Below are 14188 nucleotides of genomic sequence, written 5' to 3'. Positions count from 1 at the left end.
TCAGATCAGCCCCTCCGGCAGGAACGAGACGACGCGCCGGACGACGATGACGCCGAAGCCGAGCATCCCGAGAACGACGAGCCACCGGATGCGCCGGCGCCACTCCGGGGTGACGTTGACCGGCGCGGTGAGCTCGATCAGCGCGAGGAAGCCGACCAGCGAGGCGATGAAGAACACCTCCAGGGTCAGCCGCCCGAGCGCCGCGAGCCCGAGCGCGACTGCCAGCATCACGGCGATCTGGGCGTGGACGAACCGCTGGCGCCGGCGGATGGTCATCGTCGGGGGTACGGCGGCCTCCCCATAGAAAGTTCCGCCCGTTCGCGGGTGACGGCGGCCCGCGGGGCCCGCCGTTCGCCCCGGCGGTGAAAGATACGAGCGATTACCGGGGGCAACAATGCGAACCATTCTATGGGCTGGTCGGCGTACCACCGTCGGAATGAGGCTGTCACGCCGCACGGGGGACGCGGGTCCGGGAGTCGACGGTGCGTCGGGCGGGCGGCGGCGCTGCGCGTCGACCGGAGGGCGACGGTCCGCGTCCACTGCACGGGGACGCCCCGCCCCGCCCGGAGGGTCGGGAAGATGACGCGACTGCCGGACGTGTCGATACCCCGGCTGCTGCTGGTCGGGCTGACGCTGACCGTCGTCGCCGCGGTGGTCGGGTACGGGAGCGTCTCGTCGGCCGCGTTCGGCGCGTACAACTCCGGGTGGGACGGGACCAGCGCGCTCCGGTCGACCGCGGCCGGGACCGGCGCGCAGGTCACCGTCGCCCAGGAGACCGACGCCTACGACCGGGCCGCGCCCCGGCGGACGGTCGCGTTCGTCGTCGCGCCCACCTCGACGTACGACTCCCGGGCGATCCTCCGCCTCCGGGAGTTCGTCAGGCGGGGCGGCGTCCTCGTCGTGGCCGCCGACGACAACGAGTCGGTCAACTACCTGCTCCAGGGGCTCGGCGCGCGGGCCCGCCTCGACGGGCGGCCGCTCCGGGACGCCCGGGTGAACTTCCGGACGCCCGCGATGCCGGTGGTCTCGACCGGCCCCAACCAGTCGCTGGTCTCGGGCGTCGACGGCGTCACGCTCAACTACGGCACGGCGGTCCGGCCCCGCGGCGCGACCGTGGTGCTCAACACCTCCGAGTACGCCTACCTCGACACGAACCGGAACGGCACCATCGACGAGGGCGAGCGACTCGCCGCCCGGCCGGTGGCGACCGTCGAGCGCATCGGCGCCGGCCGGGTGGTCGCGGTGAGCGACGCCAGCGTCTTCATCAACGCCATGCTCGACCGGCCCGGCAATCGGCAGTTCGTCCGCGAACTGGTCGACGGCCGGTCCCGCGTGCTGGTCGACTCCTCGCACGCGGCCCGGCTCCCGCCGGTCCGGGCCGCGCTCTGGGCGGTGCGGGACTCGCCGCTGGTCCAGTTCGGCCTCGGCGCGGCGGTGGTCGGACTGCTCGGGGTCGTCTCCCGGCGGTCGGGCGCGCTCGACGCGCTCCGGCGGCGCTGGGACGGCGACCCGGGCGTCGAGCGAAGCGCGGTCGACCGCGAGCAACTGGTCGCGTACCTCGAACGCCAGCACCCCGAGTGGGAGCGCGAGCGCATCGAGCGGGTCGTCTCCGCGATGCGCGACGACGAGTGAGGGCGAACGGTGAGAGTCTGGGAGACGGGGAACGAGCGGACACTACGGGACGAGCGAGCCGGCGCCTCGACCCCGCAGTAAGCCGGGACTAACCGTTCCAGTTATTCGGCTCCGCGGAGTACAGGCGACGATGTCCGACCCAGCCGCGCTCTACGAGGACCTCCGCGAGGAGATCCAGACCGTACTGGTGGGCAACGAGGAGGCCGTCGAGGGCCTCGCGGTCGCGCTGCTCACGAAGGGCCACGTGCTCATGGAGGGCGTTCCTGGCGTGGCCAAGACCACCATCGCCACGTCGTTCGCCAGGGCCACGGGGCTCGACGCGAACCGCATCCAGATGACCCCCGACATCCTGCCGGCCGACGTCACCGGGACCCACGTCTACCGCGAGTCGACCGGCGAGTTCGAGCTCAAGCGCGGGCCGGTGTTCGCCAACGTCGTGGTGGCCGACGAGATCAACCGGGCGACGGCGAAGACCCAGTCGGCCCTGCTGGAGGCGATGCAGGAGCGGACGGTGAGCATCGGCGGCCAGACCCTCTCGCTGCCCGAGCCGTTCCTGGTCGTGGCGACCCAGAACCCCATCGAGATGCAGGGGACCTACGACCTGCCCATCGCCCAGTACGACCGGTTCCAGCTCAAGATCGACGTCGAGGTCCCCGACCGGGGCGCCCAGCGCGCGCTGCTCGACCGGTTCGACGACCAGCCCGACCTCGGTCCCGGAGACGTCTCGCAGGTCGTCGACCGCGGGGAACTGCTCGACGCGCGGGACGTCGTCGCGGACGTGTACGTCGACTCGAGCATCAAGCAGTACCTGCTCGACGTCGCGGCCGAGACTCGCGAGAGCGCCGACACCGACCACGGCGCCTCGCCGCGCGCGACCCTGTCGTTCCTCGACGCGGCGAAGGCCCGGGCCGCCATCCGTGGCCGCGACTACGTCACCCCCGACGACGTGAAGGCGCTCGCCGAGCCCATCCTCTCCCACCGGCTCTCGCTGAGCGCCGACGCCGAACTCAGCGACGTCACCACCGACGAGGTGGTCGCGGACGTGCTGGCGTCGGTCGACGTCCCGGAGGTCTCGAACGAGTCGGCGATCCCCGAGGAGGCGACCGAGTTCGGCGACGACGCCGAGCGCGGCCAGTCCTGAGTACGCGAGGTCGGCAGAATCAGTCGGTCCGCGTCTCCGCCGGCGCGTCGGCCTCCGCGGCTGCAGTCCCTTCCGCCTCCGCCGTTCGCTCTTCTTCGACGTCGGTCGCCTCGTCTCCTTCCGGCTCTGCATCTGTATCGGTCACTCTCGCTTCGTCAGCTCCCGCTTCGTCCGACGTCGCCGATTCCGGCTCGGCTTCGGGCTCGGCGGACTCGCCGACGTCCGTCAGGTCGACCTCGGTCTCGTCCCACTCGCAGGCCACGAGCGCCGTCGAGTCGTCCTCGTCCTCTGTCACCTCGACGGTCACGGGCGCGTCGAGGCCCGCCGTCAGACCGACGCCGAACAGCGACGCCACCGGGTGGTCGAACCGGTCGACCGACCCGTACGCGCTGCCCGCGACCTCGAAGGCGACCCGGCCGTCGTCGGGGTCGGCGTCCGCGGTGGCGCTGGTGGCGAGCTCGAACCCCTCGACCGCGGCGTCGGCCAGCTGATCGGCCAGCACCGCCGGATCGTCGGCGACGCTGTCGGTCATCGACCGCTCGAATTCACGGTACAGCGACCCGCCGCACGGCGGCACCGCCACCCCGCGGCTGCGGTCGTCCTCGGTCGCGACGAACAGCGAGCCGAGTTCGGTCGGCGCGGGCACCTCGAACGACGAGCGCTGCGGGACGTACAGCCGGACGTTCGCGAACTCCCCGGCGGCGTCGGCGGGCGCGTACACGAACTCCTCCTGGAGGCCCAGCTCGGCCACCAGCCGGCGGCCGGTCGCGGCGAACGCGGCGTACACCTGCTCGCCGGTGGCGGCCGCGAGCAGTCGCTCGGGCGTCAGGTAGTAGGTGAGCACCGCGCCGAAGACCCCGGTGCCGCCGAGCGCGAACAGCACCGACCGGGCGTCGGGGAAGAAGACCGCCCCGGCGGCGGCCAGCGCGCCCACGACGAACAGCCCGACCGCGGTCCGGCGGTAGCCGGCCCGCCGGCCCTCGACGTACTCCTCGCGGAGCCGGCGGTTCTCCTCGGTCAGCAGCTCGACCTGTGCGGCGAGGTCCTCGACCGACTCGTCGGTGGCGTCCGACGCCTCGGCTCGCTCGCGGTCGACGGGCGCGTCGCTACTCACCGGCGACACCCCCGAGTTCGACGCGCTGGTACCGGTGGAGGCCGAACGCCGCGAGCCCGGTCGCCGCGAGCAGCGCGCCCGCCGCCACCGGGAGTTCGAGCAGTCGCCCTGCGCTGGCCCACGCGGCGACCCCGCCGAGCGCGATCCAGGCCACCGCCGCGGCGACCCGTCGACCCCGGCCCGCGCCCGCGGTCAGCGGGACCAGCAGGAGGCCGAACAGCCCGACCTCGGCGACGGCGAGCGCGGGCAGGGAGGCGTCCCCGAGGAAGGCGACGACGCCGACCTGCCCCGCCGCGAAGGCGTAGGTCTCGTCGAGGGCGTACCACGCCGCGAGGACCGCCAGCGACGCGAGCGCGCCCCGGACGCCGGCGACCCAGACGAACGCGGCCGCGGCGACGAGCGCGAGGGCGAGTTCGGCGACCGAGAACCGGTCGGCGTCCGCGGCGGACCGGGAGTCGGGACCGAACGACGGCGTTTCGACCACGTCAACCACCCGCCCCCGCGCGGCCCCGTCGGGCCCTGCCCCTGGCCAGCAGCGATTCGAGCCGGTCGCCCGGCCCGACCTCGAACACCGAGACCCGGTCGAGCCGGGCCATCTCGCGGCGGAACCGCTCGAAGTCGACGTACCGGTCGTAGGTCGACTCGACGTCGGCCGCGTCGTCGCGGTCGAACAGCACCGTCGGGGTCAGCATCGCCACCACGCGGTCGGCGCGCCGGCGGGCCAGCTTCACCGTCTCGCGGACCTCGGTCCGGTTGGTGTCGTCGGTCACGATAACCGCGGTCGTGGCGCCGTCGTCGCCCTCCAGGTAGGTCCGGGCGACGCCGTAGAGCGGGTCGCCCGAGACGCGCTCGACGTACGGCTCAGGGACCGCGAAGTACGGGCCGAGGGTCCGGGCGTACGCCGACTCGTCGCCCCGGAGCGCCCGGGTCCGCCGCCGGGCGTCGGCCAGCGAGAAGTCCGGGCCGCGCTCGTCGGTCGGGACGCCGCCGGTCGGGTCGAGCGACCAGAGGTGGTCCTCGAAGTCGGCCGCGTCGGCGCCGTCCTCGAAGGTCCGGCGGGCCACCAGCCCCTCCTCGCCGACCGCGAAGCTCCGGACGAGCTCGTCGCGGCTCCGCGCGTACTCGAACAGCCGGAGCGCGACGCTCCGGGCGTAGTCGAACTTGGTCTCGCCCTCGGGACCGCGGGCCATCGACGGCCGGCAGTCCAGCAGCACCGCGGTGGTCCGCCTGGTCGCGGCCTCCGACTCCCGGACGTACGGCTCGCCCAGCCGGGCGGTCGCGTTCCAGTCGATGCGCCGGAGCTGGTCGCCAGGGACGTACGCCCTGACCTCGGCGGTCTCGATCCCCTCGCCGCGCTCGTCGGTCTCGTGGTCGCCGTCCATCACCGACATCGCCTCGCCGCCGCGGCCGACGTGGGGCGTGATCGCGCCCCGCGACGCGACCGTCACCGTCGCGCCCTCGCCGGCCCGGAACGCCGCGGTGAACCGGCCGGCCGGGTCGGTCGCGTCGGCGGTCGGCGGGTCGAACGCGAAGCTGCCGGCGAGCCGGCACTCGACCTCGTAGCTCGCCGCCGCGCTCGTGGTCCCGGCCGGCAGGTCGGCGCGCCGGTCGCCGTCGGTCGCGGACAGCCCCACCGGCGGCGACGACTCCACCGCCAGGTCGACCCGGGACGGCCGCGACAGCTCGGCGTCGAGCTCGACCGTCGTCGCGTCGCCCCGGCCGACTCGCTCGTCGGCCACCGACTGGGTCGCGTCGAGAGCCGACGCGGTCACGGTGACGGTCCGCACGAAGTCGTACTGGCGCGCGAGCGCCGCCCCGCCGACGCCGGCGGCGCCGACGAGAAGCAGCGGTTCGCCGAGCAGCGCGGCCAGTCCGGCCAGCGCGGCGCAGAGTCCGACCTCTCCCCAGTACCGTCGCGTTACCCCCATCGGGCCACAAGACGGGGTTCTCGTAGTTCAAGCTACTGGTAGTTGCGCGCCGAGACGGCCATGGGACGGCGTGACAGGGCCGAGCAGACGTCCAACAATGGTATTACCGAGGCGAGAGTACTGGGCGTGTGTGACGGGGTGGGAGAGAGCCGTCGGTGACACGTTCGCAGTCCTGGTAGTCCTCGCGCTGGTCGTCCCGACCGGGGCGGCGCTCGCGGGCGCCGCCGACCAGCCCGGGCCGCGGCCGACGGCGGACGCCCGGGCTGTCGGCGGGCCCGCCGACCGGCAGGCGCAGGACAACGCCACGACGACGGGCCGGGCGCCGGCCGAGAGCGGCGGGGCCGGCGCCGACGAGACCCCGACCGGTGGCGACGCGGCGACCACGACCGAGACGGTCTACCACGTCGACCCGGACGCGGTCGGCGACGGCGACGCGGGCGACGTACGGGGCTACCTGGCCCGGGAGATGGCCGAGCAGCTCTCGAGCAGCCTCAACGCCAGTCAGGGCCAGATCGACCGCGCGCGCCGGCTGGTGGGCAACGACTCACAGTACGCCGACCTCGCCGAGAAGTACCGCGAGGTCACCGGCGAGTCGGCGGCCGAGGCCGAGAGCTCGGCGTTCACCCGGGTCGGGCTGGTCCAGCGGTCGTTCCTCGCGAACGTGACCCGGTACCGCCAAACGCTCGACACGTACCGGCAGGTCCGCAACGGGTCGAACGTCACCCGCGAGCGGGTGCTCGCCCACCGGCTGGCCGACATCGCGCGGGACGTGAACCGGTCGGCGGTCCGGCTCAACCGGACCTACCGGAACGCGTCGGCCGAGCGCGACATCGACCTCGAATCCGCGACCGCGTCGGTCGGCGACATCCGGGCGAACGTGACCCGGACCCAGCGGACCGTCCGGCGGCGGTCGCTGGTCCGGACAGACCTTCGGCTCCGGCCGACGGACGACACGGCGTCGTTCACCGACCCGGTGACGCTCGCCGGCCGCCTCCGCACCGCCGACAGGGCGGCGGTCGCGAACGAGACCCTGCGGTTCCGGGTCGGCAACCAGACCCTCGCCGCCACGACCGACGCGCGCGGCCGGTTCGAGGTCACGTACCGACCGACCCTGATCCCGCCGGGCGACCAGCGGCTGGTCGTCCGGTACCGCCCGGCGAACGCCTCGCGGTACGCCGGGGCGACCGCGGGCGTCCGGGTCAACGTCACGCGGGTCGCGCCGGACGTGACGATAGCGAACCGGACCACCGCGGTCGGCTACGGCGAGAACGTGGTGGTCAACGGGACCGTCGGCGCGGCCGGGGTCGGCGCGGCGGACGTCCCGGTGGTGGTGTCGGTCGGCGGCGTCCCGCTCAACCGGACGACGACCGGGCCGAACGGGAGCTTCGGCGTCGCCGAGGCGCTGCCGGCGAACGTCTCGGCCGGCGATCGGCGGGTGTCGGTCCGGGTGCCGGCCGGGAACCGCGCGCTCGGCGGCGCGACCACCGCGGCCGGCGTCACCGTCGAACCGACCGACACGTCGCTGCGGGTCGCCAACGCGACGACGTTCGGCAAGTCGGTGTTCGTCTCGGGCTATCTGCGCACGGCCCAGGGGGCGCCGCTGCCGAACCAGACCGTCGTCCTCCGGGTCGGCGGCAAGCCGGTCGCCAGGGCGCTCACGAACGCGTCCGGCGGCTACGCGGCCACCGCGAACGTCTCCTCGGAGCTGGCCGCCGGCGAGTCGCTGCGGGTGAACCTGACCTACGGGGCCGCGGGGACCAACCTCCGGCCGTCCCGGGCGAGCGCGACCGTCCGGGTGCCGGCCGGCGGGGGGTCGCTCGTCGACTCGCCGCTCCTGGTCGGCGCCGCCGGCGCGCTCGGCATCGCGGTGCTCGGCGCGTTCGCCTGGCGGTTCCGGTCGGACGACTCGGTCGGCGGCCCCGGCGCGACCGACGAGGGCGAGGTCCACCCGGTGGCCAACCCCGGCCGGTCGGCCGAGAGCCTGTTCGCGGCGGCCGACGACGCGCTCGACGCCGGCGAGCCCGACGCGGCGGTGCTCGCGGCCTACGGCGGGGCCCGGCGTCGGCTCGCGGCCGAGGTGGAGTCCTCGCCCGCGGAGACCCACTGGGAGTTCCTCGCCGACTGCCGGGCGGCCGACGTCCCGGACGACCGCCTGGGGCGGCTCGAAACGCTGACCGAACTGGTCGACCGGGCCGCCTTCGCCTCGGAGTCGGTCGACCCCGACGAGGCCCGGGCGGCGGTCGAGACCGCGGCGGCGTTCCGGGAGGAGACCGAGCGCCCGGCCGCCGCGGCCGACGACTGAGCGGGAGGACGTGAGGGCTCGCCCGCCCGACTGTTCTGCCGGCGGACGCACCTTTTTGGTCGCGCCGGCCGACGCACCTGACATGGAGTACACGACGCTCGGCGACACCGGGATGGAGGTCAGTCGGATCTGCCTGGGCTGCATGAGCTTCGGATCGAGCGACTGGCGGCCGTGGGTGCTCGACCCCGAGGAGGGCGAGGAGATCATCGAGCGCGCCATCGACCTCGGCATCAACTTCTTCGACACCGCCAACATGTACTCGAACGGCGAGAGCGAGCGGGTGCTCGGCGACGCGCTCGAGGGCCGGCGCGACGAGAGCGTGGTCGCCACGAAGTGCTACTTCCAGATGGACGACGAGGACCCCAACTCCGGGGGCCTCTCGCGGAAGGCCATCGAGCAGGAGCTGGAGAACTCGCTGGACCGGCTCGGGATGGAGACCATCGACCTCTACCAGATCCACCGCTGGGACGACGACACGCCCATCGAGCAGACGCTGCGGGCGCTCGACGACGCGGTGCGCCGCGGGAAGATCCGGTACGCCGGCGCCTCCTCGATGTGGGCCCACCAGTTCGCCGAGGCGCTGCACGCCAGCGACCGGCTCGGCCTGGAGCGCTTCCAGACGATGCAGAACCACTACAACCTGGTGTACCGCGAGGAGGAGCGCGAGATGCTGCCGCTCTGCGAGAAGGAGAACGTGGGCGTGATGCCGTGGAGCCCGCTGGCCCGGGGGTACCTCACCCGGCCCCACGAGGAGATCGACGCGACGACCCGCGGGGAGTCCGAGGAGCACATGTACGAGCACCCGTACCGCGAGGGCGGCGGCCGGGAGATAAACGAGCGCGTCCAGGAGGTCGCCGCCGACAAGGGCGTGACGATGGCCCAGATCGCGCTGGCGTGGCTGCTGCACAAGGACTGGGTCGACGCGCCCATCGTGGGAACGACGAGCGTCGAGCATCTGGAGGACGCGGTCGAGGCGCTCGATATCGACCTGTCGGCCAGCGACGTCGCCTATCTGGAAGAGCCCTACGAGCCCGTCCCGGTCTCGGGCCACGACTGACGCGGCGTACGGGCGAGGCCGAGTAGAGCACGCCCCGGCGTCTGGAAGAGTTCGAACCGTTATCATTTCAATCAGATTCCGCAACAACACCTACGGCGGTCGGCGGCTACTGTCCGCCAATACGATGAGCGTACTCGTCGAGTTCTCGATAGACAGCGGGGACTTCCTGCTCGGCAACGTGCTCCGCGGCCCCGAGGAGATGCGGTTCGAGCTCGAACGCATCGTCCCGACCGGCGACGCGGTCATGCCGTTCGTCTGGGCGACCGGCGGCGACTTCGCGGCGTTCGAGGGGAACGTCACGGCCAGCGAGCACGTCAGGGAGCTCCGGGCGCTCGACAAGGTGGGCGACCGGGCGCTCTACCGCATCGTCTGGGACGAACCGCACGCGGGGCTGATCGAGGTGCTGGGCGAGACCGAGGCGACCATCCTGGAGGCGCGGGGCGACGGCGCCCGGTGGCGGTTCCGACTCCGGTTCCCGGACCACGACAGGCTCTCGGCGTTCTACAACCTGTGTACGGAGAACGACTTCCCGGTCCACATCGACCGGACCTACACCCTGAGCGAGCGCATCGAGGGCGGCCACCGGCTCGGGCTGTCGGCCGAGCAGCGCGAGGCGCTGGTGCTCGCGCTCGAACGGGGTTACTTCGACACCCCGAGCGAGGCGAGCCTGAGCGACCTCGCCGACGAGCTCGGCATCACTCAGCAGGCGCTCTCCGACCGGATCCGCCGGGGCAACGAGAAGGTGCTCCGGTCGGTGCTGCTGTCGTCGGCGTCGGACTTCGACTGACCGATATAAAAGGGCTGTTCTGACAGGAACAACCGGTTTGGGACCGCGCTCCGGAGTTGTTCGACAGACCGTGTGCCCGACAGACCCAGCGGACGACCGCGCCAGCGACCGAGTCGACGCCCACCTCGGCCTGCTCGCCGCGCCGGCGTGTCGGTACGCCCTCTACTTCTTCGGGGGGTCGTCCGACGCCACGGCGACGCCGAGCGAGCTCGCGGACTGGGCCGTGACGACCGACCGGGTCGACCCCGACGCGTCCAGGGACCGACTCGCCGTCCGGTTCCACCACGCCGCGCTCCCGCGGCTCGACCGGTGCGGGGCGGTGACCTACGACGCGGCCGACCGGACCGCCGAGTACCGCGGCGGGGCGGACATCGAGGCCCTGGTCGCGCTCGCGAGCCGGGCGGAGCGGGAGGGGTGGTGAGCGTGGCTCCACAGCGCCCGGTGGCACCGCCTCGCGCCGCGAGCCGCCTGCCGATTACACGGCCATGTCCCGCCCGCTGCTGATGTGCCGGGCCTGCGGGCACTTCGTCGGGGCCGCCGAGACCGACGGGGCGCTGCGACCGCTCCGGGCGGCGTGTCCGCAGTGCGGCGCGACCGAGTTCGTGGACTTCCGCGCCGACTGACCGACCGGCGCGGTCCGGTGGTGCGGCCGTCGCCCGGGAGCCCGACCCGCGGCCGACGGCTCACGCTCCGTCGACCGTCTCGACGCCCGCGAACTCGAAGCGGGCGCCGCCCTCGGCGCTCTCGGTGATAGCGTACTCCCACCCGTAGGCGTCGGCCAGTTCCGCGACGAACGTCAGGCCGAGCCCGATGCCGTCCTCGTCGGTGGTGTAGCCGGCCTCGACCACCCGATCGCGCTCGGCCTCGGGGATGCCCGTCCCCGTGTCCTCGACGAAGAACCCGGTCGGGAGGTCGCCGACCCGGACCGCGATGGGTTCGTCGACGCGCGCGACAGCGCCGCCGGCGTCGGCCTCGGGCCGACGGCTCGCGGAGCCGTGTTCGACGGCGTCCTCGTGAGTCTGCGAGCGAGGGCTCGTCGAGCCGTGTTCGACCGCGTTCCGGAACAGGTTCTCCAGCAACTGCTGGAGGTGGGTGGGGTTCACGCGGAGGCGCCGGGACGTCGACACCTCGAACGCCGCCGGGCCGGTGTCGGTGTTCGCCCACGCGTCGGCCGCGACCTCGGCCAGGGCGACCTCGTCGCGCCCCTCGATCTCCTCGTCGCCGCGCGCGAGCACGAGCAGCACCTCGATGATATCGTCGATCCGTTCGAGCGACTCCGCGACGCGCTCGACCGACGCGCCCTCCCCGTCGCCGACGAAGTCGAGGTAGATCTGGGCCACCTGGAGCGGGTTGCGGATCTCGTGGGCCAGCATGCTGGCGAACCGGTGGAGCCGCTCGTTCTGGCGTTCGAGCTCCGCCTCGACCGCCTTCCGGTCGGAGATGTCCCGGAACGTCCCGACGAAGTAGTGCTCGCCGTCGTGGGTGAACTCGTTGAGCGAGATGGCCAGCGGCACCTCCCGGCCGTCCCGGTGCTGGCCGGGGAGCTCGACGTACGTCCAGTCGATGTGCTTCTCGCCGGTCTCGAGGTAGCGCTGGAGCGCCTCGGCGTGGACCTCCCGGAGTCGCTCGGGGATGATGCGCATCTTCGAGGCGCCGACCAGCTCCTCCGGCGGGTAGCCCAGGATGCGCTCGACCGCGGGGTTGGCGTACCGGATGACGCTGTCGTCGTCGAGCATGATGATGCCGTCGGCGGACGCCTCGGCCAGGGCGTCGAACGCCTGCCGGCGCTCGGCGGCGTCGCTGATCTGATTGGCGACATCGTCCTCCTCGATTCGCCGGACGACCCCGAGCGTCCCGAGGGACTCCCCGTCGCCGGTGACGGTCCGGAGCCGGACCTCGCAGGCGACCGCGTCGCCGGCCGCCGTGAACACCGGGACCGCGAGGTCGACGTGCTCGCGGGACCCCGACAGCAGTCGCTCGCGGATCGCGGTCTCGATCCGGACCACGTCCTCTGCGTCGAGGAATCCCCCTAAGCGACCGCCGACCAGTGCCTCGCGGTCGTACCCCGTGAGCGCAGTCAGCGCGTCGTTCGCCGCAACGACGTCGCCGCCGGGGGCGAGCAGGAAGGCGCCGTACCCGACGGCGTCGAGCAGCGCCGCGCTCGGGAAGCGGTCGGCTGCCGACGCATCGGACCCGGACCCCGCCGAGCGTTCGGGAGACTTGCCCATCGGAATTTCGTTTGGGGGTCACGGTAATAAGGTCGCCGGCATCACCGTGCAACAGCGGACCGTCGGTCGGTTCCAGGCGACCCTCGTCCGTCCGGTCGACGGCTCTGCGCCCGTCCGACGACAGCACCACGTCCACCCATCGCCGGCTTACGTCCGATCGTCGAGGGCAACCACGCCCGACCGCCGACGGCACCACGCCCGGCCGCCGACGGACCCGGACTTTTGACGCGGACGGAACGCCTTTGACAGCGACTCGTGTACCCCCGAATATGACCGACGACAGAGCGCAGCTACGGACCGCAGCCGACGACCTCGACGAGCTGGCCGAGAGCGTCCCGGACTCGGACGTCGCCGACCGCCTCGACGGGCTCGCCGACCGGCTCCGGTCGATGGCCGACGCCAACCGCGGGCCCGACCACGGCAGCCTCGACCGCCTGATGCACAACCTCCGGGAGGTCCGCGGGGAACTCGACGGGGAGGAGGCAGAGACGGTCGACGCCGCGCTCGGCGACGTCCGGGACTACCGCGAGACCGTCGAGGGCGTCTGAGTTCTCAGTCCGCGGTGGTCGCCTCGCGTTCGCGGACCGGCCGGAGCTCCGCGCTGAAGTGGCGGAGCTCGGCCATCTCGGGCTCGTCGACGATCTCGAGGCCCGCGATCTCGCCGGCGTCGCGGCGGTCGGCCACCCGCTCGAACGTCTCGGCGACGTGTTCGAGGTGGTCGGCGCCGTAGGTGCGGCGGGGCAGCGACAGCCGGACCAGTTCGGGCCTGTCGGTCTCGGGGAAGGCGAAGCTCCCCAGCTCGACGCCCCGGACCGCGCCCTCGCGGTAGAGCTCGCAGACCAGCGCCTGCCCGGGGAACCGGTCGGCCGGGACGTCGGGCAGGAACGCGGCGGCGTCGACGTACACCGCGTGGCCGCCGGTGGGTCGCTGGACCGGGACGCCCCGGTCGGCCAGCAGGTCGCCGAGCCGCCGGACCTGGTCGACCCGGTCGGCGACGTACCGCTCCTCGACCGCCTCGCGGAGGCCCACCGCCATCGCTTCGAGGTCCCGGCCCGCCATCCCGCCGTAGGTCGTGAACCCCTCGTAGAGGATGCCGCGCTCGCGGGCCGTCGCGTACAGGTCGTCGAGTTCGGGGTCGTCCCGGATGCCGACGAACCCGCCGACGTTGACCAGCCCGTCCTTCTTCCCGCTCATCACGACGGCGTCGGCGTACGAGAGCTGCTCGCGGGCCACCTCCGCGACCGAGTCGTCGGCGAACTCCGGCTCGCGCTCCCGGACGAAGTAGGCGTTCTCGGCGAACCGGCAGGCGTCGATCACGAAGACGGCGTCGAGCTCGTCGGCCACCTCGCGGGCCGCCCGGACGTTCTCGACGCTGACCGGCTGGCCCGCCAGCGAGTTGTTCGTGATCGTCAGCAGCACCGCGGGGACGTTCTCGGCGCCCACCTCGTCGACCAGGTCGCGGACCGCCTCGACGTCGAGGTCGCCCGCGAAGGGCCGGTCGTCGTCGAGCGCGCCCTCCCGGGGGCAGTCGACCGGTTCCCCGCCGCTGTTCGCGATGTGGGCCCGCGTGGTGTCGAAGTGGGTGTTGTTGGGGACGTAGTCGCCCTCCCCGACCAGCGCGCCGTAGAGGACGTTCTCGGCGCCCCGGCCCTGGTGGGCGGGGATGATGCGCTCGAACCCCATCACGTCCGCGACCGCCTGCTGCAGGCGGTCGAAGCTCTGGCTGCCGGCGTAGGCCTCGTCGCCGGTCAGCATCGCGGCCCACTGGTTCTCGCTCATCGTGCCGGTGCCGCTGTCGGTCAGCAGGTCGACGAACACGGCCTCGGAGTCGAGGTTGAAGACGTTGTAGCCCGCCCGCTCCAGGTTCGCCTCGCGCTCGTCGCGGTCGGGGAGCCGGATCGGCGAGACCATCTTCGCCTTGTACGCTCGCATGTCCGGACGGTGGGCGCCCCGGAACGTATTGCTTGCGCGACAGCTCTGGACGTGAGTCGCCGCCGAC

Annotated in this window: 14 protein-coding genes; 8 read left to right on the top strand and 6 right to left on the bottom strand. The window is 73.1% G+C overall.

The genetic code is table 11. From position 1 onward, the window contains the following. Positions 1 to 276 (bottom strand): hypothetical protein, encoded by a 276-nt coding sequence (locus tag ACQUQF_RS23275; RefSeq protein WP_435181712.1) that lies wholly within the window; start codon positions 274 to 276, stop codon positions 1 to 3. 303 nt (positions 277 to 579) lie between these two features. Between ACQUQF_RS23275 and ACQUQF_RS23270 the strand changes: the two genes are divergently transcribed. Together ACQUQF_RS23270 and ACQUQF_RS23265 are read left to right on the top strand one after the other, a co-directional pair. Then, positions 580 to 1632, top strand: coding sequence for a DUF4350 domain-containing protein (locus ACQUQF_RS23270; protein WP_435181711.1), 1053 nt, complete (start codon positions 580 to 582; stop codon positions 1630 to 1632). A gap of 130 nt (positions 1633 to 1762) precedes the next feature. Beyond that, complete coding sequence (locus ACQUQF_RS23265; RefSeq protein WP_435181710.1) at positions 1763 to 2773, top strand: AAA family ATPase; 1011 nt, start codon at positions 1763 to 1765, stop codon at positions 2771 to 2773. 19 nt (positions 2774 to 2792) lie between these two features. Here ACQUQF_RS23265 and ACQUQF_RS23260 read toward each other — a convergent pair whose 3' ends face one another. Genes ACQUQF_RS23260 through ACQUQF_RS23250 form a run of 3 tightly spaced genes read right to left on the bottom strand, consistent with a single transcriptional unit; the run spans position 2793 to position 5815 of the window. Next, complete coding sequence (locus ACQUQF_RS23260) at positions 2793 to 3887, bottom strand: hypothetical protein (protein ID WP_435181709.1); 1095 nt, start codon at positions 3885 to 3887, stop codon at positions 2793 to 2795. After that, complete coding sequence (locus ACQUQF_RS23255; RefSeq protein ID WP_435181708.1) at positions 3880 to 4371, bottom strand: hypothetical protein; 492 nt, start codon at positions 4369 to 4371, stop codon at positions 3880 to 3882. The genes ACQUQF_RS23260 and ACQUQF_RS23255 overlap by 8 nt, the downstream gene beginning before the upstream one ends. Before the next feature lies 1 nt (position 4372). Further along, the gene (locus tag ACQUQF_RS23250; RefSeq protein ID WP_435181707.1) at positions 4373 to 5815 is read right to left on the bottom strand and encodes a DUF58 domain-containing protein; all 1443 of its coding nucleotides are present in this window, start codon (positions 5813 to 5815) and stop codon (positions 4373 to 4375) included. Positions 5816 to 5945: 130 nt separating this feature from the next. Here ACQUQF_RS23250 and ACQUQF_RS23245 point away from each other — a divergent pair, with 130 nt between their 5' ends. The 5 genes from ACQUQF_RS23245 (at position 5946) to ACQUQF_RS23225 (ending at position 10584) form a co-directional block, all read left to right on the top strand. After that, a complete protein-coding gene (locus ACQUQF_RS23245) occupies positions 5946 to 8117 on the top strand; it encodes a hypothetical protein (protein ID WP_435181706.1) in 2172 nt (723 codons plus the stop codon). An 82-nt stretch (positions 8118 to 8199) separates the two neighbouring features. After that, positions 8200 to 9174, top strand: a complete 975-nt coding sequence (locus ACQUQF_RS23240) for an aldo/keto reductase (RefSeq protein WP_435181704.1) — start codon at positions 8200 to 8202, stop codon at positions 9172 to 9174. Positions 9175 to 9298: 124 nt separating this feature from the next. Continuing rightward, a complete protein-coding gene (locus ACQUQF_RS23235) occupies positions 9299 to 9961 on the top strand; it encodes a bacterio-opsin activator domain-containing protein (RefSeq protein ID WP_435181703.1) in 663 nt (220 codons plus the stop codon). Positions 9962 to 10031: 70 nt separating this feature from the next. Continuing rightward, entirely contained in the window at positions 10032 to 10382 is a 351-nt protein-coding gene (locus ACQUQF_RS23230; RefSeq protein WP_435181702.1) for a DUF7344 domain-containing protein, read from the top strand. Positions 10383 to 10446: 64 nt separating this feature from the next. Beyond that, positions 10447 to 10584: a hypothetical protein gene (locus ACQUQF_RS23225; protein ID WP_435181701.1), complete on the top strand. Its 138-nt coding sequence runs from the start codon at positions 10447 to 10449 to the stop codon at positions 10582 to 10584. Between the two features lie 60 nt (positions 10585 to 10644). On the opposite strand, the gene ACQUQF_RS23220 is transcribed toward ACQUQF_RS23225, so the two are convergent. Beyond that, positions 10645 to 12189: a PAS domain S-box protein gene (locus tag ACQUQF_RS23220; RefSeq protein ID WP_435181700.1), complete on the bottom strand. Its 1545-nt coding sequence runs from the start codon at positions 12187 to 12189 to the stop codon at positions 10645 to 10647. A gap of 269 nt (positions 12190 to 12458) precedes the next feature. On the opposite strand from ACQUQF_RS23220, the gene ACQUQF_RS23215 reads away from it, so the two are divergent. Then, complete coding sequence (locus tag ACQUQF_RS23215; RefSeq protein ID WP_435181699.1) at positions 12459 to 12737, top strand: DUF7553 family protein; 279 nt, start codon at positions 12459 to 12461, stop codon at positions 12735 to 12737. A gap of 4 nt (positions 12738 to 12741) precedes the next feature. Here the strand turns inward: ACQUQF_RS23215 and ACQUQF_RS23210 are convergent, their stop codons facing one another. After that, positions 12742 to 14121: a tryptophanase gene (locus ACQUQF_RS23210; RefSeq protein WP_435181697.1), complete on the bottom strand. Its 1380-nt coding sequence runs from the start codon at positions 14119 to 14121 to the stop codon at positions 12742 to 12744. Between the last annotated feature and the right edge of the window lie 67 nt (positions 14122 to 14188).

It is taken from the genome of Halorussus sp. AFM4 (genome assembly GCF_051194995.1).
Taxonomy (GTDB): domain Archaea; phylum Halobacteriota; class Halobacteria; order Halobacteriales; family Haladaptataceae; genus Halorussus.
The sequence above is the reverse complement of the archived record's forward strand: the minus strand, read 5'-3'. Positions and strand labels throughout refer to the sequence as shown.